We start from the raw sequence: 21,212 nt of genomic DNA, 5'->3' as shown, positions 1-21,212 counted from the left end.
CTTGCCGCTCCCTCCCGCCCCGCTTAGGGTTCGCCCCCTCAACGGGGAGAAAATCATGAAATCGGGTCTGTCGCTGATCGCGCTGGCGCTTGCCGCCGCTACACCCCTTGCCGTCCATGCCGAGGACAAGCCGGACGTCAAGGCAAAGGCCGAAAAGCCCGCCGACGACTATGAGCCGCAGGTCCACACGACCAAGCTCTCCGGGACCTTCGGCGGCCAACGGATCAGCTATGCCGCGACGATCGGCGAGACGATCATCAAGAACAAGGACGGCGTGCCCGAGGTGGCGGTCGTCACCACCGCTTACATCAAGGAGCCGCGCGACCCGAACCGGCCTGTGACCTTTCTGTTCAACGGCGGGCCGGGGTCGGGCACCGTGTGGCTGATGATGGGCGCCTTCGGGCCGAAGCGCGTCGCGATCCCCGGCGATGCGCGCGACGACGGCGCGCCGCCCTATCCGGTCGTCGACAACCCGGACGCGCTGCTCGACGCGACAGACATCGTGTTTATCGATCCGCCCGGGACCGGCTTTTCGCACCTGATCGGCAAGGCCGACCCCAAGGATTATTACGGGGTGACGCAGGACGCGAAGCTGGTCGCCGAAGTGATCCGGCGCTGGCTGAACGAGAATGGCCGCTGGAACAGTCCCAAATTCCTCGGCGGCGAAAGCTATGGCACGACGCGCTCGGCGGCGGTCGCCAACCAGTTGATGAACGAGACGTATAACGACGTCGGGCTGAACGGCATCATCCTGATCTCGACCGTACTCGATTTCGCCGCCGGGTCGGAGGCGCCGGGGAACGAACTCGGCTATATCACCAACCTGCCGTCGATGGCGACGACCGCGCTCTATCACGGCAAGGCGAGCGCGCCGTCGGTCGAGCAATTCGCCGAAGAAGCGCGGCAATGGGCGATCGGTCCCTATGCCGCTGCGCTGCTGAAAGGGCAGAAGCTGCAGGGCGAGGAACGGGCGGCGGTCCGCCGCGAGCTGGCGCGCTTCACCGGCCTGTCCGAAGACTATCTCGAACGCGCAGACCTGCGCGTGACGCCCGGCCGCTTCTACAAGGAGCTGCTGCGCGATCGCGGCCTTTCGATCGGGCGGCTCGACAGCCGCTATACCGGCAAGGATTATGACAGCGCAGGCGAGGAGCCCGACAACGACCCCAGCTTCTATGGCATCGATGCGGGCTATACCGCCGCGATCAACAGCTGGTCGCGCGACACTTTGGGATTCAAGACCGACCGCGAATATCAGTCGATCGGCAACGTCGGCCCGTGGGACTGGCGGATCGGCGGGCGCGACAGCAATGCCTATCTGAACGTCGCGCCCTATATCGGGCAGGCTTTGCGCGAGAATTCGGGGCTGCGGGTGTTCGTCGGCCAGGGCTATTATGACTTTGCGACGCCCTTTTTTGCCGCCGAATATGCGCTGTCGCGCACCGGAATCCCGCAGGACCGGATCGCGTATAAATATTATGGCGCGGGACACATGATGTATATCCGCGACGAGGATCGGCATAAATTGGCCGAAGATGTCCGGGCTTTCATCCGGGCGCGGTAGATAGGGTCTATCGGGTCACGCGACCTTATCTTTCATCGTCACCCCGGACTTGATCCGGGATGACGAAAAGGGTTCACATCCCCAAGCGGCCTATCGCAGAACGCCCGTCGCGGCCTGTTTGCGCGCGTAGACGAACAGCGCGATCAGGATGACCCAGATGACCGCGGTGAAGATCATCGGGAAGGTCCCGAACATCCGCATCAGGTCGCCGTAGTGCATGCCGAACTGGTAGATGCAGCTGACGGCAAGCCCGATCAGCGAGACCAGAAACGCCGCGACCGCGTGACGGCTGCGGGCGAGCAACAGAAGCGATCCCAGTACCGATCCCCAGACGCCGAGCGCCCATCCGGCATTCGCCCAGACCGGAAAGCCGGTGAACCACGCCTGCTGCTCGGGCGTGAAGGCGGCCAGATAATCGGGATTCTCGATCTTGGTCATCACATAGTCCATCGCGCCGAACGCGTTCCAGACAAGCGACGCACCCCCGACGACCCACAGGTGCCACGGCGTTTTGACGGCAACAGTCATAGATGATCTCCCCCTCCAGAAAGACGGGAGGAGATTATCATCATTTCGTGCGCCGGACAATTGGTGATGTATTAATACAATACACTATGGGACGGCTTGGCAAATCCCCTGCTCTCTCCGATATGCGCCCATATGTGTGTTGTCGCCCTTGCCCGCCGCGCCCATCCCGACTGGCCGCTGATCCTGATCGGTAACCGCGACGAGTTTCACGCGCGGCCAGCGGCGCCGCTCGCCGAGTGGGATGACGGCAGCGGCATCGTCGCGGGGCGCGACCTGCAGGCGGGGGGAACCTGGCTGGGGTTGCATCGACCGAGCGGGCGCGTCGTCGTGGTGACCAATGTCCGCGGCGCGATGCCCGATCCGGCGAAGGAATCGCGCGGTGCGCTCGTCGTCGATATGCTGCGCGGCGAAGGGCGTTTCGCCGATCCGGCCGAAGCCGACCTCGACCGGTTCAACGCGTTCAACCTGTTCGCCACCGATGGCAGCGCCCGGTTGCTCACCAACCGGCCGCAGCCGTTGATCGCAGGGCTGGCGGACGGCGTCCATGCTCTGGCCAACGAGCCCGTCGATAGCCCCTGCCCGCGCGCCGAGCGGCTGCGCGCGGCCCTCGCGGCGGTCGTGGAAGCCCGGGCCGACCCCGAAGGATTGCTCGATACGCTGACCGCCGAAAGCGATCCGGCGCTGTTCCTGCTTGGCGACGTCTATGGCACGCGCGCATCGACGCTCGTTGCGATCTCGGCGGACGGCGATGTCCATATGGTCGAACGCCGATATGAAGCGGGCGGCCGTCCCGCTGGAACGACCGCCCTCGATTTCCGGATCGGCTGAGCCGGCGCGTCGCTTATTTCGGCGCCAGCACCATCAGCATCTGGCGGCCTTCGGTGCGCGGGTGCGCCTCGACCTTCGCGATCTCGGCCGTCATCTCGGCGACGCGCTGAAGCACGTTGAGGCCAAGCTGGGTGTGGCTCATTTCGCGGCCGCGAAAGCGCATGGTCATCTTGACCTTGTCGCCTTCGCCGAGGAAGTCGAAGACCTTTTTCATCTTCACGTCGAAATCATGATCGTCGATATTCGGACGCATCTTGATCTCTTTGATTTCCTGGGTCTTCTGGCTCTTGCGCGCCAGGTTCGCCTTTTTTTGGGCCTCGTATTTGAACTTGCCCACGTCGAGGAATTTGCACACCGGCGGATCGGCGTTGGGGGAGACTTCGACCAGATCCAGCCCGACCTCGGCCGCCTGCTCGATCGCCTCGGCCGTCAGCATCACGCCCAGATTCTCGCCTTCCTCGTCGATCACGCGGACCTTGGGCGAAGCGATGAATTCATTGTATCGCGGGCCGTTTTTGGGCGGCGCCACCATTGAGCGGCGGGTCATCGGCGGTGGTATAGCTGTATCTCCTGATCGTTGAACGCGGGCGCGCGGAATCAACACGGTCCACGCGCGCCCCGCTCATATAGTGAACGCGGGCGCGCCGTAAAGGCTGCCCGTGGCATAAAGATGACGCTTTTCGTCCGACTGTGGCGGTCAAGCCACGCCGGACCGCTTCACCATTTCGTCGGCGCCGGATCGATCACGCGGAAGCCGCCCGCCCCGACCTCGCTCACTTCGAGCGCGCGGACCGCGATACCGCGGTTGTTGAAGCGGAAAATGCCGTCGATACCGCCGAAGCCATCCGCAGCGAGCAAACGCGACGCGGGAAATGCCGTCCCCGGCTTCCACTCGCGCGCGATCCGCACCGTCAGCAGCACCGAGTCATAACCGAGGCTGGCGAGCCGGTACGGCGCCTTGCCGTAGCGGGTGCGATATTTGGCCGCGAGCTGGCCGTAGAGGCCGTCGGAGACGCTGGCGAACCACGACCCGCGCATCGCGGGATTGCCGCCGAGCGACGCATCGGTGTTCCAGAGTTCGGTGCCGAGAATCTGCTTGTTGCCGCTGCTCTTGATTACCGGCACCGCGCGGATCGCGTTGCCGCCCGAGTCAGCGATCAGCACCGCGTCGATCGCTCCCGCATTGGCGAGGCGCCGCGCTGCGCCCGAGAGTGCGGTCGCGCTGCGGTCGTAGCTTTCGATCGCGACCAGCGTTCCACCCGCCGCCGACACCGCCGCACGGAAGGCGGCGGTCGAACGCTCGCCATAGATGCTCTTGGGGACGAGGGCGCCAAAGCGCTGATGCCCCTTGGCGCGCGCATAGGCGACGACGCGCTCGACCGACTGGCCGGGGACGAAGCCCATGATGAAGACGCCGTTGCCCGCGACGCTGCTGTCGTTCGAGAAGCTCAGCACCGGCACCTTCGCCTCGCGCGCGACCGGCGCGACCGCGGCGACATCCTCACTGAGCAGCGGGCCGAGGATCAGCTTGTTGCCGTCGGCGACCGCCTGCCGCGCCGCCGCCGCGGCGCCGAGCGCGGTATCATAGGTGGTGATGCGGACCTTTTCGGTGCGCGAGTCGAGCAGCGCCATCGTCGTCGCATTGGCGATCGCCATGCCGACGTCGGCATTGGGCCCGGTCTCGGGCACCAGCAGCGCGACACGGTGGCGGTCGGTATCGGTGGGCAAGCCCGGACCGACATTGTCGCCGCCATTCTGCGGCGGCGGCGGGGTTGCGGGTCCGGTCGTCTTGGGCACCATCTGGCACGCCGCGAGCAGCCCCGCCATCGCCGCGACGCCGAGGCCGCGCAGCAATTGCCGGCGCGGCGAAGCATAAGCTTGGCGCGAGCCCTCTTGGCAGTTGGGGGCGGTTTCTGCCATTTTCGGCTCCATGCCGGATTCGACCATCTCAAAATCTCCCTTGCCCGGTCTCTATATCGTTGCGACGCCCATCGGCAACCTCGGCGACATCAGCGCGCGCGCGGCGGCGACGCTCGCCTCGGCCGATCTGATCGCGGCCGAAGACACGCGCGTGACCGCGAAGCTGCTCGCTCATCTGGGTTTGCGTGTACCGATGACCCCCTATCATGATCATAGCGACGAACGCGCCCGTGCCGCCTTGGTTGCGCGCATGGAGCGCGAAATCGTCGTTCTGGTGTCGGATGCGGGGACGCCGCTCATCTCCGACCCGGGCTACAAGCTGGTGCGCGACGCGCAGGCGGCGGGACGGCATATCACCACCCTGCCCGGCCCCTGCGCGGCGATCGCCGCGATCACCCTGTCGGGGCTGCCGAGCGACCGATTCCTGTTCGCGGGCTTCCTGCCGAACAAGGCCAAGGCGCGCGCCGACACCATCGCCGAGTTCGCCGGGCTGCGCTCGACGCTCGTCTTCTACGAAAGCGGACCACGCCTGTCGGCGGCGCTCGGCGCGCTCGCCGAAGGGCTCGGAAATCGCGAGGCGGCGGTCGCGCGCGAGATCAGCAAGCTGTACGAAGAATGTGCGACGGGCTCGCTCGCCGAACTGGCCGCACGCTATGCCGACGCGCCGCCAAAGGGCGAGATCGTGATCGTCGTCGGCCCGCCGGGCGAGGCGGTCGCCGAAGCAGCCGACGACGCCACGCTGGACGCCGCGCTGCGCACCGCGATGGCCGACAAGCCGGTCGCGCAGGCGGCGAAGGCCGTGGCGAAGCGCTACGGTCTCGATCGTCACGATGTTTATGCCCGCGCGCTCGTGCTCAAGGACCAGGCTTGAACCGCGCCGCCGCCGAAGCGCGCGGGCGCAAGGCGGAACGGCGCGCGGCGTGGTGGCTGCGGCTGCACGGCTGGCGGATCGTCGGCGAGCGGCTTCGCGTGAGCGCAGGCGAGGTCGATCTCGTCGCACGGCGCGGGCGCACGCTCGCCTTCATCGAAGTGAAATGGCGCGAACGGGCCGAGGACCTCGATCTGGCGATCGACGAATGGCGGCTACGGCGCGTCGCCGCGGCGGCGGCAATGCTCGCTCCGCGCCTCGCGCGGCCCGCCGACGACATCCGCATCGACGTGATGCTGCTTGCGCCGAAGCGATTGCCTCGCCATCTGGTCCACGTCTGGCAGCCGTGAGCCAGGCGGCATGTGCTTCCTTTCCTCCGTTCGTGCTGAGCCTGTCGAAGCACCGTCCTTCTTTCAGGCGCCGGAGAAAGACAGTACGGCCCTTCGACAAGCTCAGGGCAAACGGCTTTTAAATGCCCGATGGAGAAGAAGATGACCCTGCGCGCAGCCGTGCAAATGGACCCGATGGACGGAATCAACATCCATGGCGACAGCAGCTTCGCCCTGATGCTGAAGGCGCTCGACCGCGGATACGAGCTCTATCACTACGATGTGCGCGGGCTGACGTGGGAGGCGGGGCGGCTGACCACCAAGGCGCATCGCATCGTCGAGGCAAAACGCGAGGCGGGCAATCACTACAGGTTCGGCGAGCAGGTGACGCTCGACCTCGGCCGCGATATCGACGTCGTGCTGATGCGGCAGGACCCGCCCTTCGACCTCGGCTATCTCACCGGCACCTGGCTGCTCGAGCGCATCGCGGGCGAGACATTGGTCGTCAACGATCCGGTCTCGGTCCGCAACGCCCCCGAGAAAGTGTTCGTGCTCGACTTCCCCGAGTTCATGCCGCCGACGATGGTGACGCGCGATCTCGACGCGGTGAAGGATTTTCAGGCGCGCTACGGCGCCGTCGTCATCAAGCCGCTCCACGGCAATGGCGGCAAGGCGGTGTTCCGCATCGACGCCGACGGCAGCAACCTCGGCGCGCTCGTCGAACTGTTCGGACAGGTCTGGCCCGAACCCTTCATGGTCCAGCAATTCCTGCCGAGCGTCAGCAAGGGCGACAAGCGCATCGTCCTGATCGACGGCGAGGTAGCGGGCGCGATCAACCGCAGGCCCGGCGATGGCGAGTTCCGCTCGAACCTTGCGGTCGGCGGCTATGCCGAGGCGACGACGCTCACCCCGCGCGAGCAGGAGATTTGCGACGTGCTGGGGCCGCGCCTGAAAGAGCGCGGCCTGCTGTTCGTCGGAATCGACGTGATCGGCGGCGAATGGCTGACCGAAATCAACGTCACCTCGCCGACCGGGATTGTCGCGATCGATCGCTTCAACAACAGCGATACGGCGGGGATGATCTGGGATGCGATCCTGCGGCGGATCGGCTGAGGCGCCGCCGCGTTTCCCTCCGTATGACCGACTTCATTCTCGATCTGATCCAGGGCTGGGGCTATCTCGGCATTTTCGTGCTGATGTTCCTTGAGAACGTCTTTCCGCCGATCCCGTCCGAAGTGATCATGGGGCTCGGCGGGATCGCGGTCGCGCAGGGCCGCTTCGATTTCCGGACGCTGATCGCGGTCGCGGTCGCGGGGACGACTGCGGGAAACTGGGTCTGGTATGCGATCGGGCGCTGGATCGGCTACGAGCGGCTCAGACCCTTCATCGACCGGCACGGGCGCTGGCTGACGCTCGACTGGGGCGAGGTCGAGCGGCTGCACGCCTTCTTCACCAGATATGGCCCAGCGATCGTCTTCGCCGCGCGCTTCATGCCGGTGGCACGGACGATGGTGTCGCTGCCCGCGGGCATGGTGCGGATGAATCAGGCGAAATTCCTGATCTGGACCGCGGCCGGATCGACGATCTGGATCGGTGCGCTCGCCGGCGCGGGAAGCTGGTTCGGCAGCCGCTTCGCCAATCTCAACGCCTTCGTCGGGCCGGTCGCGCTGGTCGCGATCGGATCGCTGGTTCTGATCTACCTTTGGCGCGTCTTCACCTGGAAACCGCGCAGCTAGGCGCGCGGGTGCGCGCTCCGATAGATGTCGAGCAGATGCGCGGCATCGACCGCGGTATAGACCTGCGTCGAGGCGAGACTCGCATGGCCGAGCAGTTCCTGCAGGCTGCGCAGGTCCGCCCCGCCCGCGAGCAAGTGCGTCGCGAAGCTGTGCCGCAGCGCGTGCGGGGTCGTCCGCTCGGGAAGGCCCAGCGCGCGCCGCGCCGAGCGCACACTGGCGCGGACGACGCCGGGCTGGAGCGGCCCGCCGCGCGCGCCGAGGAAGAGCGGCGTTTCCCTCCCGATCGGCCACGGGCAGGCTTCGACATAGCGCGATATCGCCGCGGCGACCGCGGGCAGGATCGGAACGACGCGCGTCTTGTTCCGCTTGCCCGTGACGCGCAGCGTGTCGCCGAGGGGCAGCGCGGCGCCGGTCAGACCGAGCGCTTCGCCGATACGGAGCCCGGCGCCATACAGGAGCAGGAGCAGTGCAAAGTCGCGCGCGCCTACCCAGCCCAGCCGCGCATGATCCTCGACATCCTGCGCGAGCTGAAGTGCCTCTGCGGGCGCGACGGGGCGCGGCAAGCCCTTCTTGACCCGTGGTCCGCGCATCTGCGGGACGCTGGCGTTCGATCCGCCGACGAAACGGAGGAAGGTGCGGAGCGCGCTCAATTCGCGCGCCGCCGACGCATTGCCGAGCCCTTCGGCGCGGCGGTCGGCGAGGTAGGAGCGGAGGTCGTTCGGGGTCAGGCTCTTGAGCATCGACGCATCGACCGCGCCGCCGCGATGGTGCGACAGGAAGGCGCAGAAGCGTTCGGCGGTCGCGATATAGGCGCGGCGCGTATGCTCCGACCGGCGCTTTTCATGCGCCAGATGGGCGTCCCAGTCGCGGATCAGTCCGTCAGCCAACCTATATTCCGTTCGGGCTGAGCTTGTTGAAGCCCCATTCTTCTTCCAGCCCCGCAAAGAAAGAACGGCCCTTCGACACGCGCAGGGCAAACGGCTCTTGGAATGCTTAGCTTGTGCGGACCACCTCGGAAAGGATCGAGTCGAGCAGCAAGATGCCGCCGTCGGTCACTGCGAGCCGGTCGCCATCCAGCGCGAGCAATCCTTGCCCCGCCAGCCGCTTTACCGCGTCCGCATCGACAAACGCCCCGCGCGCCAGCCCGCTCCGCGCTTCGACCCGCGCCAGATCGATGCCTTCGGAAAGCCGCAGCCCCATCAGCATCGCCTCGGTCGCGCGTTCGTGCGGCGGGAGATCGGTCTCGACCTTGAGGCCGTGTCCGTTGCGCTCCACCGCCGCGATGAAATTCTCGGGCTTCTTGTGCCGCTCGGTCGCCTGACATAGCCGCCGCCCATGCGCGCCGGGTCCGATCCCGGCATAATCGCCATAGCGCCAATAGGTCAGATTGTGCCGGCTTTCCTCACCCGGCCGCGCATGGTTCGACACTTCGTAGCGCGGCAGGCCCGCCGCACGCGTGATTGCCTGCGTCGCGTCGAACAGGTCGGCGGCGGCATCGCCGTCGGGGATGACGAGATCCCCCTTCGCGGCCAGCGTCGCAAAGCGCGTGCCCGGCTCGATCGTGAGTTGATAGAGCGAGAGATGCCCCGTGCCGAACGCCAGCGCTTCGCCAAGCTCAGCCTCCCACGCCGCGAGCGACTGGCCGGGTCGCGCGTAGATGAGGTCGAAACTGACGCGCGCAAAATGATCCTGCGCCGCCGCGATCGCACGCCGTGCCTCATCTCCGCTATGCGCACGGCCAAGAAAATCAAGAATTTGCGGGTCGAAGCTCTGAACACCAATCGACACGCGGTTAACCCCTGCGGCGGCCAGATCGGCGAAATTGGCGACCTCGACCGAATTGGGGTTCGCTTCGAGCGTGATCTCGCAATCGCTGGTCAGCCCGCATAGCTCGTCCGCCAACGCGATCACCGCTGCGACGGTTTCGGGCGGCATCAGGCTGGGCGTCCCGCCCCCGAAGAAGATCGACGACACCGGCCGTCCGGGCAGCAATGCCGCCTCGTGCCGCAGGTCGGCGAGCAGCGCCGCGCGCCACGCCGCCTGATCGACGCCCTCGCGGACATGGCTGTTGAAGTCGCAATAGGGGCATTTGCTGACGCAAAACGGCCAATGGACATAGAGGGCGAGCGGTTCGGCCATGCCGCGCCTCTACTCCCATTCGTCATTCCGGCGAAAGCCGGAATCCATGGTCCCGGATCAAGCCTTTCCTGAGCCTGTCGAAGGGTCCGGGGTGACGAAGCTATCAAACACGCCCGCCACCAGCTTGGCGAAAGCATCGGCTCGGTGGCTGATCGCCTGTTTTTCGGCGGGATCGATTTCGGCATAAGTCAATGTCTTGCCGGATGGAACGAAGACCGGGTCATAACCGAAGCCCAGTGTCCCGCGCGGCGGCCAGGTCAGCCTGCCCTCGGCCCTGCCCTCGAAGACCTCGGCATGCCCGTCCGGCCAGGCGAGCGCGAGGGTGCAGACGAAGCAGGCGCTGCGGTCGACATCCGGCCCCTGTTCGGCGAGCAGCCCCTCGACCTTGCCCATTGCCATATACCAGTCGCGGCCGGGCTCGCCCTCGAACCACTGGCGTTCGGCCCAGTCTGCGGTGTAAACCCCCGGGCGCCCGCCGAGCGCCGCGACCTCGAGCCCGCTATCGTCGGCGAGCGCGGGCAGGCCCGAAGCCGACGCACTCGCATGTGCCTTGAGCAGCGCGTTTTCGGCGAAGGTCGTCCCCGTCTCTTCGGGCTCGGGGAGGCCGAGGTCGCCCGCCGACACGGGCTCGATTCCGAACGGTTCGAGCAGCGCGCGGATCTCGCGCACCTTGCCCGCATTATGGCTGGCGATCACCAGCCTGCCGGGGGCGAGCTTGCGCGTCACTTCAGCGCCCCACCGCCTTCGCCTGCGCGGCGAAGATGTCGGTGCAGCCGATGCGCGCGAGGCGCAGCAGGCGCAGCAGGCCTTCCTCGTCATAGGTCGCGCCCTCGGCGCTCGCCTGTACCTCGACGATCTGGCCCTTGCCGGTCAGCACGAAATTGCCGTCGGCTTCGGCGACCGAATCCTCGTCATAGTCGAGATCGAGCACCGGGGTGCCCTTGTAGATACCGCACGAGATCGCGGCGACGCTGTCCTCGATCGGGTCTTCGGTCAGCGCCTTGCTCGCGAGCAGTTTGTCGACGGCAAGCCGCAGCGCGACCCACGCGCCGCTGATCGACGCGGTGCGGGTGCCGCCGTCGGCCTGGATCACGTCGCAGTCGATCACGATCTGCCGCTCGCCGAGCTTCTTCATATCGACGACAGCGCGCAAGCTACGCCCGATAAGCCGCTGAATTTCCTGCGTGCGTCCCGACTGCTTGCCCTTCGCCGCCTCGCGGCTGCCGCGCGTGTGGGTGGCGCGGGGGAGCATGCCATATTCGGCCGTCACCCAGCCCTGCCCCTTGCCGCGCAGGAAGGGCGGAACCTTCTCCTCGACGCTCGCGGTCACCAGCACCTTGGTGTTGCCGAACGACACGAGGACGCTGCCCTCGGCATGGATGGTGAAGTTGGTTTCGATGGCGATGGAGCGCATCTGGTCGGGGGCGCGGCCGGAAGGGCGCATGGAAAATCCTTTCGATTGAAGATTGCCGCCGCCCTTAGGCCGCGCCGGTCATTCGCTCAACCGCATCTTGAAGAAATCGAGGATTTCGTCGCGCGCCTGCACCGTCGGCTGGCCGGCCTCGTCGATCAGGTGGAGCGTCACGACGCTGTGTGCATTCTTCATCGGACTGTCGGGATTCGCCGCCTCGTCGGGCAGCACGCGGCCGATGAAGCGGTCGCCGAGCGCATTTTCATAAGCCTCGAAGCGCGCGGCCTTGCAGAATTTGTCGCCCTCGAAGCGATAGGCGAGCACGGTCAGATCCTCGGCCTCCATCCGCGCCTTGACCGCGGCGAGCTCACCGGGCGCGATGTGCATCCCGGCGGCGTCGTTCAGCGGCAGCGACGGCTGCGAAAGAACCGGGGCGAGCACCGCGGGTTCGAGCATCATCGACAGCGCGAAATTGCCGGTGAAGCACATGCCGATCGCGCCGACGCCCTTGCCGCCGCATTCCTTGTGCGCGAGCGCCGCCAGCGCGCGGAGCCACTGGACAGCGGGCGAGCTTTCGTTCGCCTGAAAAGCGCGGAACTGGCGGCTGATGCAACCCCCGATCATCGTGAACAGCGCGCCAGGCATCCGCGGCACCGCGCCGTCCTTTCCGAAGATATGCGGCATATAGACGGTGAAGCCGGCATCGCGGACCCAGCGGGCAAAGCGCGCGACATGCGGGCTGATGCCGGGCATTTCGGTCATGACGATCACGGCAGGGCCGCTACCCATCGTGTAGACGCGGTGCGGGCGGCCGAGCAGCGCGATGGTGCGGTGGTCGAAATCATCGAGCGGGTCGTCCTGATTGAGCAGACGTGTGGTCATATGGCTCTCCCCCGGTTGGAAGGCTATGCAGAAGCGCCACCAATTGCACCTCCTTTTCTTCGTCATTCCCGCGAAAGCGGGAACCCAGCACGCCGACGTTTCAACTGGGTTCCCGCTTTCGCGGGAATGACGAGGTCGGGGCGTCATGTAGACGCCTGCTTGCCCCTCCCCTTCCGCGCCCCTACATCCGTGCGCATGACCACCCCGCCCATCACCGAACTGACCACGCGCGCGCGCGATGTGTTCCGGCTGGTGGTCGATGCCTATCTGGAAACGGGCCAGCCGGTCGGATCGCGCACGCTGTCCAAGCTCGCCGCGCTCAACCTGTCGCCCGCCTCGATCCGCAACGTGATGCAGGACCTCGAAGAGTTCGGCCTGCTCGCGAGCCCGCATACCAGCGCGGGGCGGCTGCCGACCGAGCAGGGCCTTCGCCTGTTCGTCGACGGGATGATGCAGGTCGCCGAACCTTCGGCCGAGGACCGCGCGCAGATCGAGGCGAGCCTGACCGAAGGCGGCCCGATCGAAAGCGCGCTCGCGCAGGCGACCGCCGCGCTGTCGGGCCTGTCGGCGTGCGCCGGCCTCGTCCTCGTTCCCAAGCATGAGCGGGTGCTGAAACAGGTCGCCTTCGTACCGATGTCGGGAACGCAGGCGCTTGTCGTGCTCGTCGCAGGCGACGGGACGGTCGAGAATCGCGTCATCGACATGCCGCCGGGGTTCAACCCCTCGGCCCTCGTCGAGGCGGGCAATTATATTTCGGCGACGCTGTCGGGGCTGACGCTGACCGAAGCGATGGCGCGCGTGCGCCGCGAGATCGAGGCCGAGCGGATCGCGATCGACCGCGCCGCGCAGGATCTCGTCAGCCGCGGGCTCGCGATCTGGTCGTCGGACGGCGCCGACCGCCCGGTGCTGATCGTGCGCGGCCAGGCGAATCTGCTCGACGAAAGCGCGGTCGGAGATCTCGACCGGGTACGGCAATTGCTCGACGAACTCGAAACCAAGCAGGAGATCGCCGGCCTGCTCGACAGCGCGCGCGAGGGCAGCGCGACGCGGATTTTCATCGGGTCGGAGAACAAGCTCTTTTCGCTGTCGGGATCGTCGGTTATCGCCGCGCCCTATCACGGCAGCGACGGCCGCGTCGTCGGCGTCGTCGGGGTTATCGGCCCGACGCGCTTGAACTATGCGCGGATCGTTCCCATGGTGGATTTCACCGCACAATCTCTCTCAAGACTGATACGATAGGCTTATGACGAACATCGAGAATGACACGCCCGTCGAGGACGGCGCGACCGACGACACCGCAACCGCGGCCCCCGCCGCCGAGCCGCAGGACGAAAATGCGAAGCTCGCCGAACAGATTGCGGCGCTGCAGCAGGACTTGCTCTATGCGCGCGCCGAGACGCAGAATGTCACGCGCCGCAAGGACAAGGAAATCGCCGACGCGCACGCTTATGCATCGACCAAGTTCGCGCGCGACATCCTGTCGGTCGCCGACAACCTGGGCCGCGCGCTCGCCGCGTTGACCGCCGAACAGCGCGAGGATGCGGCGATCAAGCCGCTGATCACCGGGCTGGAAGCCACCGAGCGCGAATTGCTGAGCGTGTTCGAACGCAACGGCATCACGCGCATCGCGGCCATCGGCCTGCCGCTCGATCCCAACCAGCATCAGGCGATGCTGGAAATCCCGAGCGACAAGGAGCCCGGCACGATCGTGCAGGAAATGCAGGCGGGTTATATGATGAAGGACCGGCTGCTGCGCCCCGCAATGGTGGGGGTCGCTAAAAAGGCGGATTGATTTCAGCCCGACACCCATTGCGTGTGTCCCCGCGAAGGCGGGGACCCATCATCCGATGGCGGAAATCCGAAACGGCCGGTGATGGCCCCCCGCCTTCGCGGGGGAACATGGACCTGATAATGCCGCCTAAGCGGCCTTGCGCTGCTTCGCGAGCTTCTTGAGCAGCATGTCGCGCTTCAGCTTCGACAGATGGTCGATGAAGAGGATGCCTTCCAGATGGTCGTGCTCGTGCTGGATGCACGTCGCCATCAGGCCCGTCATGCGCTCGCGGTGCGGCTTGCCGTCCTCGTCCTGCCAATCGACCGTAACCTCGGCGGGGCGCGTCACATCGGCATATTGTTCGGGGACCGACAGGCAGCCCTCCTGATAGACGCTATGCTCCTCGCTCTCGTCGGAGAAGACGGGATTGATGAACACGCGCGGAGTGCGGATGACCTTCTTGCCCTCTTCGTCATCGGGATCGGGTTCCTGCAGGTCGATGACCAGGATGCGCTTCGGCACCCCGACCTGAATCGCGGCGAGCCCGATTCCGGGCGCGTCGTACATCGTCTCGAACATGTCGGCGACCAGCGTCTTCAGCTCGGCGTCGAACGTCTCGACGGGCTTGGAAATGACGCGCAGCCGCGGATCGGGGGTCTCTATGATAGGGAGTAGGGCCATGGGTGCGAGGTATGAACTCGGAAGCCCGCCGTCAACCCACCGGCCGCCGCGCCCGGAGTGCCTGTGCCAGCGTCCCCTCGTCGAGATAATCGAGTTCACCGCCGACCGGCAGGCCATGCGCGAGCTGCGTCAGCCGTACCGGATATCCCTCCAGCCGCTCGGCGAGATAATGTGCGGTCGTCTGCCCCTCCAGCGTGGCGTTCATCGCGAGCACGACCTCGTCGATGCCGCCCGCGGCGACGCGGTTCACCAGCGCGTCGATGCTGAGATCCTGCGGCCGTACCCCCTCCAGCGCCGACAGGCGGCCGCCCAGCACATGATATTTTCCGGGAAAAAGCCGCGACTTGTCGAGCGCCCACAGGTCGGAAACCTCCTCGACGACGCACAGGCTGCGATCGTCGCGACGCGGATCGGCGCAGATCGCGCAAGGGTCCTGCGTATCGACATTGCCGCAGATCGTGCAGGTCACCAGCCGCTCCGACACCGTCTGGAGCGCCGCGAGGAGCGGAGCGAAGCTGCTCTCGCGCTTCTTCATCAGATGCAGCACCGCACGTCGCGCCGAACGCGGGCCGAGCCCCGGCAGGCGGGCGAGTTGCTGGACGAGCGCATCGATTTCGGTGGAGGCCATGTACAGCACCTATCGCGCCCACTCGCACCATACAATCCTCTCCCCTTGCGGGAGAGGATGCCGGAGCTTTGCGCGAAGCGCTTAGCGAAGGCTGGAGAGGGGATGCGACGTTGCAGCCCCCTCACCCGCTGCGACTAGCCAGCAAGCTGGCAAGTCTCGCTACCCTCTCCCGCAAGGGGAGAGGGGCACTTGCACAACCCCTGATCCTCCGCCAAAGCGCCGCCCATGCGCATCGCCTTCATGGGAACGCCGCCCTTTGCGGTGCCGACGCTCGCCGCGCTTCATGCGGCGGGGCACGAGATCGTGGCCGTCTATACGCAGCCGCCGCGCCCCGCGCAGCGCGGCAAGAAGCTGCAGCAGAGCGCGGTGCATCTCTGGGCCGAAGCGCATGGCCTGCCCGTCCGCACTCCGAAGAGTCTGAAAAGCGAAGAGGCACAGGCCGAATTCGCGGCGCTCGGCCTTGATGTCGCGGTGGTCGCGGCTTACGGTCTGATCCTGCCGCAGGCGATCCTCGACGCGCCGCGCGAAGGCTGTCTCAACGTCCATGGTTCGATCCTGCCGCGCTGGCGCGGCGCCGCGCCGGTGCAGCGCGCGATCCTGGCGGGTGATGCCGAGACGGGCGTCACGATCATGCAGATGGACGCCGGGCTCGACACCGGCGCGATGCGGCTGGTCGAGGCGACGCCGGTCGCGGGCAAGAGTGCGGGGATGCTGACCGACGAACTCGCCGGCATGGGCGCGGCGATGATGGTCAAGGTGCTGAGCGACCTCCATGCCTTTGTCCCCGCCGCGCAGCCCGACGAGGGCGTCACCTACGCCGCCAAGATCGACAAGAGCGAAGCGCGGCTCGATTTTCTGGTGAGTGCGGTGCAGGTCGAGCGGCAAATTCGCGCGTTCGACCCGATGCCGGGCGCGTTTTTCGAACTCGACGGCGAACGGTACAAGATATTGGCGGCCGAAGTCGTCCATCCGGCGGAGACGATCGCGGGCGCGGCGCCCGGCGTCACGCTCGACGATGCGCTGACCATCGCATGCAACCCCGGTGCGATCCGCGCGACGCGGGTGCAGCGCGCGGGCAAGCCCGCGATGGACGCCGCCGAGTTGCTGCGCGGACGGGCGATTCCGCAGGGCACACGGCTCGCATGACCCGCTTCGCGCTCACCATCGAGTTCGACGGCCGCCCGTTCATGGGCTGGCAGCGGCAAAGCCACGGGCCGAGCGTCCAGCAGGCGCTGGAGGAAGCCGTCACGCGCATCACCGGCGAGGAAACGGCGGTGCACGGCGCCGGGCGCACCGATGCCGGCGTCCACGCGATCGCGATGCGCGCGCATGTCGATATCGAGAAGGCGATCCAGCCCTTCCGGCTGATGGAAGCGCTCAACGCGCAGCTTCGTCCTGCTCCGATTGCGGTGCTCGCCTGCGCCGAAGTCGCCGACGACTGGCACGCGCGCTTTTCGTGCATCGGACGCGCCTATGAATATCGCATCGTCAACCGGCGCGCGCCGCTGACGTGGGACAAGGGGCTGTCGTGGCAGTTCGCGAAGCCGCTCGATGCCGAAGCGATGCACGGCGCCGCGCAGGCTCTTGTCGGCAAGCATGACTTCACGACTTTCCGGTCGGTGCATTGCCAGGCCGAAAGCCCGGTGAAGACGCTCGACCGGATCAGCGTCAGCCGCCACGGCGACGAGATCATCATCGAGACCGCGGCGCGCAGTTTCCTGCACCATCAGGTGCGTTCGATGGTCGGCTGCCTCTCCATGGTCGGCGAAGGCAAATGGTCGGCACGCGATCTGAAAGCCGCGCTCGACGCGGCGGATCGGAGCGCATTGGGGCTCAATGCACCGCCCGACGGGCTGTATTTCGTCGAAGCGCGATACCCCTGATCCCCTCCCTTCGTCACCCGAATCAAGTCCGGATGACGACAAAAGAGAAAGTCGTTGAAACGAAAAAGGGCGGCCCCGCAGGACCGCCCTTCATTCCCCCTTTGGAAAGCCGCGGCCTCAGACCGCCTTTTCCAGATAATATTTCGGCGCATGCTCGTTGAGGATCTGGAGGATCTTCGCCTGCGCGGTCTTTTCGTCGCTTTCTTCCATCGCGCCGAGTTCGCGCGCGAGGCGGCTCGACGCCGCTTCGAAGATCTGGCGCTCCGAATAGCTCTGCTCGGGCTGATCGTCGGCGCGGAACAGGTCGCGGGTCACTTCGGCGATCGACACCAGGTCGCCCGAATTGATCTTGGCTTCATATTCCTGCGCGCGGCGCGACCACATGGTGCGCTTGACCTTCGGCTTGGTGGTCAGGACCTGAAGCGCTTCCTTCAGCGTCTTGTCCGACGACAGCTTGCGCATGCCGACGCCTTCGGCCTTGTTGGTGGGAACGCGAAGCGTCATCTTCTCTTTTTCGAAGCGGAGAACATAGAGTTCCAGCTGCATTCCGGCGATTTCGGATTTCTGCAGTTCGATGACGCGCCCCACGCCATGCTTCGGATAAACGACATAATCCCCGACTTCGAAGACGAGCGTGTTTGCGGACATGCAAGTTCCTTTCTTGGGCCTTGCCGGTGAACTGGGAAGCGCAAAAAGCCGGGTGCATCCTGCCCTCTTCAAAAGGGGGATCGGCGATTTTGGGCGGCGCTAGCCAGTCAGAGTGACAAGGGATATGGCTCCATCGGACGCCAGGCGAAGCCTCGACCCAAGGCAGGCAGAGGCAAACTATCGGCGTGTTGATATTTATTATATCAGATTCGCAACAAAATTGCCACCCCCGCGCGGAAATCCGCGAAACCGGCGGCTTGACGGCGATTCCAATCGGTTTCACCCTGAAACCGGATAACAGATGGGAAGCAGGATATGCAGGATCAAGTCTGGTGGGTGACCGGGGCGTCTTCTGGAATCGGCGCGGCGCTGGCGCGCGGTTTGGCGGCGCGTGGCGCGAAGCTGATCCTGTCGGGGCGCAACGTCGCGGCGCTCGAGGCGGTAGCGAAGGAATGCGGCCCCGGCACGATGATCCTGCCGTTCGAGGCGACCGACTATGCCGCCCTCCCCGCGCTGGCGGACGAAGCGTGGGACTGGTGCGGGCGGATCGACGGACTGGTCAACAATGCCGGCATCTCGCAGCGCAGCCTGGCGGTCGATACCGATTTTGCGGTCTATCAGAAGATCGTCGATGTCGACCTGCTCGCGCCGATCGCGCTGACCCAGCAGCTTCTGCCGCGGATGGTTGCGGCGGGCGGCGGGCAGATCGTCGCGATTTCGAGCGTCGCAGGGATCGCCGGCGTGCCGCTGCGCAGTGCCTATTGCGCCGCCAAGCACGGGCTGATCGGCTATCACGACAGTGTGCGCGCCGAGAATGAGCATCTGGGATTGAAGGTGCTGGTCGTCGCGCCGGGATCGGTGCAGACCAATGTCAGCCGCAACGCGCTGAACGCCGACGGCAGCCGCCGCGGGGAAAGCGACGCGGCGATCGACAACGGCCTGTCGCCCGACTTTGCCGCGACGCAGATTCTGGATGCGATTGCAGCGGGCAAGCGCGAGTTGGTGGTTGCCGAGGGTGCCGAAGCGGCAATCGCAGGCCTCCGCCGCAGCGACCCCGATGCGCTGTTCGACCGGATGAGCACGATGGTCCAGGCGGGCTATGCGCAGCAGATGAAGGCGCAGCGCTAAATCAGATACTTCGTCATTGCGAGCGAAGCGAAGCAATCCAGAGTGGCTTACGCGAGCCTTGGATTGCTTCGCTTCGCTCGCAATGACGAGGCAAAAGAAAAAGCCCCGCCGGATCACTCCGGCGGGGCCTAATTTTCACCCTGACGGGCGCGATGCTTACATCGCGTGTCCCGCCAGCGCCGCGAGCAGCAGCAGCGCGACGATGTTGGTGATCTTGATCATCGGGTTCACCGCCGGGCCCGCGGTGTCCTTGTAGGGATCGCCCACGGTATCGCCCGTCACCGCGGCCTTGTGGGCTTCGCTGCCCTTGCCGCCGTGGTTGCCGTCCTCGATATATTTCTTGGCATTGTCCCACGCGCCGCCGCCCGAGGTCATCGAGAGCGCGACGAACAGCCCGCCGACGATCACCCCGAGGAGCAGCGCGCCGAGCGCCGCGAAGCCATTGTCCTGCCCCGCGACCGCCGAGATGACGTAATAGACGACGATCGGCGCCAGCACCGGCAGCAGCGAGGGGATGATCATCTCCTTGATCGCTGCCTTGGTGACGAGATCGACCGTGCGCGCATAGTCGGGCTTCGAGGTGCCCGCCATGATGCCCGCATCGTTGGCGAACTGATCGCGCACGTCCTTCACCACGTCGCCCGCCGCGCGGCCGACCGCGGTCATGCCCATCGCGCCGAACAGATACGGAAGCAGCGCGCCGAGCAAAAGGCCGACGATCACATAGGGATTTTCGAGGCTGAAATTGACCGTCAGGTTCGGGAAGAATTCCTTGAGGTCGGTCGTGTAGGCCGCGAACAGCACCAGCGCGGCGAGCCCCGCCGAACCGATGGCGTAGCCCTTGGTCACCGCCTTGGTGGTGTTGCCGACGGCATCGAGAAGGTCGGTCTTTTCACGGACCGAATCGTCGAGCCCCGCCATTTCGGCGATGCCGCCCGCATTGTCGGTCACCGGACCATAAGCGTCGAGCGCGACGACCATGCCGGCGAGCGCAAGCATCGCGGTCGCGCCGTATGCGATGCCGATCAGGCCCGCGAGCTGGTAGGCGATGATAATGCCGGCAACGATGACCAGCGTCGGCAGCGCGGTGGCTTCGAGGCTGATCGCGAGGCCCTGGATCACGTTGGTGCCGTGGCCCGTCTCCGACGCCTTGGCGATCGAGCGCACCGGGCGGAAATTGGTGCCGGTGTAATATTCGGTGATCCAGATGATCAGCCCGGTGATGACCAGACCGAGCAACGAGCAATAGAAGAGCGCGCGACCGTTGAAGTCGGTCCCCGCGATATTCGTTTCCATCCCGCCGAGCGCATATTGCGTCGAGAACCAGATCGCCGGAACCGCGAGCACGGCCGAGACGAGGAAGCCCTTGTACATCGCGCCCATCACGTTGTTCGACGAACCGAGGCGGACAAAGTACGTGCCGATGATCGAGGTGATGATGCACACGCCGCCGATCAGCAGCGGCAGCGCCATCAGGCCCGGCAGCAGGTCGCCCGCGCCCTTGAGGAGCAGCGCGGTCAGCACCATCGTAGCGCCGACGGTGACGACATAGGTTTCGAACAGGTCGGCCGCCATGCCGGCGCAGTCGCCGACATTGTCGCCGACGTTATCGGCGATCACCGCGGGGTTGCGCGGATCATCCTCGGGGATGCCCGCCTCGACCTTGCCGACGAGGTCGGCGCCGACGTCGGCGGCCTTGGTGAAGATGCCGCCGCCGAGACGCGCGAAGATCGAGATCAGCGAGGCGCCGAAGGCGAGCGCGACGAGCGCATCGACGACCGTGCGGTCGTCGCCGCCGACCGTCTTGCCCATCTGCGTCGTCAGCACCCAGTAGAAGACCGAGATCGCGAGCAGCGCGAGGCCGGCCACGAGCAGCCCGGTGATCGCGCCGGCGCGGAACGCCAGCGTGAGGCCCGCCTGCAGGCCCTTCTGCGCAGCCGCCGCGGTCCGCACGTTCGAGCGGACCGAGATGTTCATGCCGATGAATCCGGCGGCGCCCGACAAAATGGCGCCGATGACGAAGCCCGTCGCCGATACGCCGCCGAGCGTGGCGGCGATGATCACCGCGACGACGACGCCGACGATGGCGATCGTGCTATATTGCCGTTTCAGATAAGCCTGCGCGCCTTCCTGGATGGCGGCGGCGATTTCCTGCATCTTTTCATTACCCGCGGAGGCGCCGAGCACCTGCCGCGAGGTAATGAAGCCGTAGAGCACGGCCAAAAGGCCGCACGCTATCGCGATCAAAACCGGATTCATGCGTGTCTGTTC

At 66.0% G+C, this 21,212-nt stretch carries 23 protein-coding genes; 11 read left to right on the top strand and 12 right to left on the bottom strand.

The window, feature by feature from the left end:
• The first annotated feature begins 55 nt into the window (after nt 1-55).
• Complete coding sequence (locus tag ACE3SL_RS01975; protein ID WP_374524082.1) at nt 56-1,561, top strand: S10 family peptidase; 1,506 nt, start codon at nt 56-58, stop codon at nt 1,559-1,561.
• Between the two features lie 90 nt (nt 1,562-1,651).
• Here ACE3SL_RS01975 and ACE3SL_RS01970 read toward each other — a convergent pair whose 3' ends face one another.
• A complete protein-coding gene (locus ACE3SL_RS01970) occupies nt 1,652-2,089 on the bottom strand; it encodes a hypothetical protein (protein WP_374524081.1) in 438 nt (145 codons plus the stop codon).
• 132 nt (nt 2,090-2,221) lie between these two features.
• Here ACE3SL_RS01970 and ACE3SL_RS01965 point away from each other — a divergent pair, with 132 nt between their 5' ends.
• A complete protein-coding gene (locus tag ACE3SL_RS01965; protein WP_374524080.1) occupies nt 2,222-2,917 on the top strand; it encodes an NRDE family protein in 696 nt (231 codons plus the stop codon).
• A gap of 13 nt (nt 2,918-2,930) precedes the next feature.
• Here the strand turns inward: ACE3SL_RS01965 and infC are convergent, their stop codons facing one another.
• Together infC and ACE3SL_RS01955 are read right to left on the bottom strand one after the other, a co-directional pair.
• Nucleotides 2,931-3,464 carry a translation initiation factor IF-3 gene (gene infC / locus ACE3SL_RS01960; protein WP_374524079.1) on the bottom strand — a complete coding sequence of 178 codons (534 nt, stop codon included), beginning with the start codon at nt 3,462-3,464 and terminating at the stop codon, nt 2,931-2,933.
• 170 nt (nt 3,465-3,634) lie between these two features.
• Entirely contained in the window at nt 3,635-4,771 is a 1,137-nt protein-coding gene (locus ACE3SL_RS01955) for a penicillin-binding protein activator (protein WP_374524095.1), read from the bottom strand.
• Nucleotides 4,772-4,847: 76 nt separating this feature from the next.
• Here ACE3SL_RS01955 and rsmI point away from each other — a divergent pair, with 76 nt between their 5' ends.
• The 4 genes from rsmI (at nt 4,848) to ACE3SL_RS01935 (ending at nt 7,770) form a co-directional block, all read left to right on the top strand.
• Nucleotides 4,848-5,708: a 16S rRNA (cytidine(1402)-2'-O)-methyltransferase gene (gene rsmI / locus ACE3SL_RS01950; RefSeq protein ID WP_374524078.1), complete on the top strand. Its 861-nt coding sequence runs from the start codon at nt 4,848-4,850 to the stop codon at nt 5,706-5,708.
• On the top strand, nt 5,705-6,055 hold the full coding sequence (locus ACE3SL_RS01945) for a YraN family protein (protein WP_374524077.1): 351 nt from the start codon (nt 5,705-5,707) through the stop codon (nt 6,053-6,055). The genes rsmI and ACE3SL_RS01945 overlap by 4 nt, the downstream gene beginning before the upstream one ends.
• Before the next feature lie 141 nt (nt 6,056-6,196).
• Nucleotides 6,197-7,147 carry a glutathione synthase gene (gene gshB / locus ACE3SL_RS01940; protein ID WP_374524076.1) on the top strand — a complete coding sequence of 317 codons (951 nt, stop codon included), beginning with the start codon at nt 6,197-6,199 and terminating at the stop codon, nt 7,145-7,147.
• Nucleotides 7,148-7,170: 23 nt separating this feature from the next.
• Nucleotides 7,171-7,770, top strand: coding sequence for a DedA family protein (locus ACE3SL_RS01935; RefSeq protein ID WP_374524075.1), 600 nt, complete (start codon nt 7,171-7,173; stop codon nt 7,768-7,770).
• Here the strand turns inward: ACE3SL_RS01935 and ACE3SL_RS01930 are convergent.
• The 5 genes from ACE3SL_RS01930 to ACE3SL_RS01910 form a co-directional block, all read right to left on the bottom strand.
• Nucleotides 7,767-8,657, bottom strand: a complete 891-nt coding sequence (locus ACE3SL_RS01930; protein WP_374524074.1) for a tyrosine recombinase XerC — start codon at nt 8,655-8,657, stop codon at nt 7,767-7,769. The two genes, ACE3SL_RS01935 and ACE3SL_RS01930, sit on opposite strands and share 4 nt — an antisense overlap.
• Nucleotides 8,658-8,763: 106 nt before the next feature.
• Nucleotides 8,764-9,909: a radical SAM family heme chaperone HemW gene (gene hemW / locus ACE3SL_RS01925; RefSeq protein ID WP_374524073.1), complete on the bottom strand. Its 1,146-nt coding sequence runs from the start codon at nt 9,907-9,909 to the stop codon at nt 8,764-8,766.
• Between the two features lie 57 nt (nt 9,910-9,966).
• A complete protein-coding gene (gene rdgB, locus ACE3SL_RS01920; protein WP_374524072.1) occupies nt 9,967-10,635 on the bottom strand; it encodes an RdgB/HAM1 family non-canonical purine NTP pyrophosphatase in 669 nt (222 codons plus the stop codon).
• A gap of 1 nt (nt 10,636) precedes the next feature.
• Nucleotides 10,637-11,353, bottom strand: a complete 717-nt coding sequence (gene rph / locus ACE3SL_RS01915; RefSeq protein WP_374524071.1) for a ribonuclease PH — start codon at nt 11,351-11,353, stop codon at nt 10,637-10,639.
• 48 nt (nt 11,354-11,401) lie between these two features.
• Entirely contained in the window at nt 11,402-12,202 is an 801-nt protein-coding gene (locus tag ACE3SL_RS01910) for a dienelactone hydrolase family protein (RefSeq protein ID WP_374524070.1), read from the bottom strand.
• A 195-nt stretch (nt 12,203-12,397) separates the two neighbouring features.
• Here ACE3SL_RS01910 and hrcA point away from each other — a divergent pair, with 195 nt between their 5' ends.
• Complete coding sequence (gene hrcA / locus ACE3SL_RS01905) at nt 12,398-13,441, top strand: heat-inducible transcriptional repressor HrcA (RefSeq protein ID WP_374524069.1); 1,044 nt, start codon at nt 12,398-12,400, stop codon at nt 13,439-13,441.
• A 4-nt stretch (nt 13,442-13,445) separates the two neighbouring features.
• Nucleotides 13,446-13,994 (top strand): nucleotide exchange factor GrpE, encoded by a 549-nt coding sequence (gene grpE, locus ACE3SL_RS01900; protein ID WP_374524068.1) that lies wholly within the window; start codon nt 13,446-13,448, stop codon nt 13,992-13,994.
• Nucleotides 13,995-14,120: 126 nt separating this feature from the next.
• Here the strand turns inward: grpE and def are convergent, their stop codons facing one another.
• Together def and recR are read right to left on the bottom strand one after the other, a co-directional pair.
• Entirely contained in the window at nt 14,121-14,654 is a 534-nt protein-coding gene (def, locus tag ACE3SL_RS01895; protein WP_374524067.1) for a peptide deformylase, read from the bottom strand.
• Nucleotides 14,655-14,685: 31 nt separating this feature from the next.
• The gene (gene recR / locus ACE3SL_RS01890; protein WP_374524066.1) at nt 14,686-15,282 is read right to left on the bottom strand and encodes a recombination mediator RecR; all 597 of its coding nucleotides are present in this window, start codon (nt 15,280-15,282) and stop codon (nt 14,686-14,688) included.
• A 225-nt stretch (nt 15,283-15,507) separates the two neighbouring features.
• On the opposite strand from recR, the gene fmt reads away from it, so the two are divergent.
• The gene (fmt, locus tag ACE3SL_RS01885; RefSeq protein WP_374524065.1) at nt 15,508-16,428 is read left to right on the top strand and encodes a methionyl-tRNA formyltransferase; all 921 of its coding nucleotides are present in this window, start codon (nt 15,508-15,510) and stop codon (nt 16,426-16,428) included.
• Nucleotides 16,425-17,165: a tRNA pseudouridine(38-40) synthase TruA gene (gene truA, locus ACE3SL_RS01880; protein WP_374524064.1), complete on the top strand. Its 741-nt coding sequence runs from the start codon at nt 16,425-16,427 to the stop codon at nt 17,163-17,165. Before fmt ends, truA begins: the two co-directional genes overlap by 4 nt.
• 117 nt (nt 17,166-17,282) lie before the next feature.
• Here truA and ACE3SL_RS01875 read toward each other — a convergent pair whose 3' ends face one another.
• Nucleotides 17,283-17,813 carry a CarD family transcriptional regulator gene (locus ACE3SL_RS01875; RefSeq protein ID WP_257548901.1) on the bottom strand — a complete coding sequence of 177 codons (531 nt, stop codon included), beginning with the start codon at nt 17,811-17,813 and terminating at the stop codon, nt 17,283-17,285.
• Nucleotides 17,814-18,128: 315 nt separating this feature from the next.
• On the opposite strand from ACE3SL_RS01875, the gene ACE3SL_RS01870 reads away from it, so the two are divergent.
• The gene (locus ACE3SL_RS01870) at nt 18,129-18,941 is read left to right on the top strand and encodes an SDR family NAD(P)-dependent oxidoreductase (RefSeq protein ID WP_374524063.1); all 813 of its coding nucleotides are present in this window, start codon (nt 18,129-18,131) and stop codon (nt 18,939-18,941) included.
• Between the two features lie 156 nt (nt 18,942-19,097).
• Here the strand turns inward: ACE3SL_RS01870 and ACE3SL_RS01865 are convergent, their stop codons facing one another.
• A complete protein-coding gene (locus ACE3SL_RS01865) occupies nt 19,098-21,200 on the bottom strand; it encodes a sodium-translocating pyrophosphatase (RefSeq protein WP_374524062.1) in 2,103 nt (700 codons plus the stop codon).
• Between the last annotated feature and the right edge of the window lie 12 nt (nt 21,201-21,212).

The organism is Sphingopyxis sp., from assembly GCF_041916015.1.
GTDB lineage: Bacteria > Pseudomonadota > Alphaproteobacteria > Sphingomonadales > Sphingomonadaceae > Sphingopyxis.
Note: the sequence above shows the minus strand (reverse complement) of the source record. Positions and strands in the feature narration are given on the sequence as shown.

Bases quoted from the DNA above. Each gene is read 5' to 3' on its own strand.
- ACE3SL_RS01975 (WP_374524082.1), top strand. From the start codon at position 56: ATGAAATCGGGTCTGTCGCTGATCGCGCTGGCGCTTGCCGCCGCTACA.
- ACE3SL_RS01970 (WP_374524081.1), bottom strand. From the start codon at position 2,089: ATGACTGTTGCCGTCAAAACGCCGTGGCACCTGTGGGTCGTCGGGGGT.
- ACE3SL_RS01965 (WP_374524080.1), top strand. From the start codon at position 2,222: ATGTGTGTTGTCGCCCTTGCCCGCCGCGCCCATCCCGACTGGCCGCTG.
- infC (WP_374524079.1), bottom strand. From the start codon at position 3,464: ATGACCCGCCGCTCAATGGTGGCGCCGCCCAAAAACGGCCCGCGATAC.
- rsmI (WP_374524078.1), top strand. From the start codon at position 4,848: ATGCCGGATTCGACCATCTCAAAATCTCCCTTGCCCGGTCTCTATATC.
- gshB (WP_374524076.1), top strand. From the start codon at position 6,197: ATGACCCTGCGCGCAGCCGTGCAAATGGACCCGATGGACGGAATCAAC.
- ACE3SL_RS01935 (WP_374524075.1), top strand. From the start codon at position 7,171: ATGACCGACTTCATTCTCGATCTGATCCAGGGCTGGGGCTATCTCGGC.
- hemW (WP_374524073.1), bottom strand. From the start codon at position 9,909: ATGGCCGAACCGCTCGCCCTCTATGTCCATTGGCCGTTTTGCGTCAGC.
- rph (WP_374524071.1), bottom strand. From the start codon at position 11,353: ATGCGCCCTTCCGGCCGCGCCCCCGACCAGATGCGCTCCATCGCCATC.
- ACE3SL_RS01910 (WP_374524070.1), bottom strand. From the start codon at position 12,202: ATGACCACACGTCTGCTCAATCAGGACGACCCGCTCGATGATTTCGAC.
- hrcA (WP_374524069.1), top strand. From the start codon at position 12,398: ATGACCACCCCGCCCATCACCGAACTGACCACGCGCGCGCGCGATGTG.
- grpE (WP_374524068.1), top strand. From the start codon at position 13,446: ATGACGAACATCGAGAATGACACGCCCGTCGAGGACGGCGCGACCGAC.
- def (WP_374524067.1), bottom strand. From the start codon at position 14,654: ATGGCCCTACTCCCTATCATAGAGACCCCCGATCCGCGGCTGCGCGTC.
- recR (WP_374524066.1), bottom strand. From the start codon at position 15,282: ATGGCCTCCACCGAAATCGATGCGCTCGTCCAGCAACTCGCCCGCCTG.
- fmt (WP_374524065.1), top strand. From the start codon at position 15,508: ATGCGCATCGCCTTCATGGGAACGCCGCCCTTTGCGGTGCCGACGCTC.
- truA (WP_374524064.1), top strand. From the start codon at position 16,425: ATGACCCGCTTCGCGCTCACCATCGAGTTCGACGGCCGCCCGTTCATG.
- ACE3SL_RS01875 (WP_257548901.1), bottom strand. From the start codon at position 17,813: ATGTCCGCAAACACGCTCGTCTTCGAAGTCGGGGATTATGTCGTTTAT.
- ACE3SL_RS01870 (WP_374524063.1), top strand. From the start codon at position 18,129: ATGCAGGATCAAGTCTGGTGGGTGACCGGGGCGTCTTCTGGAATCGGC.
- ACE3SL_RS01865 (WP_374524062.1), bottom strand. From the start codon at position 21,200: ATGAATCCGGTTTTGATCGCGATAGCGTGCGGCCTTTTGGCCGTGCTC.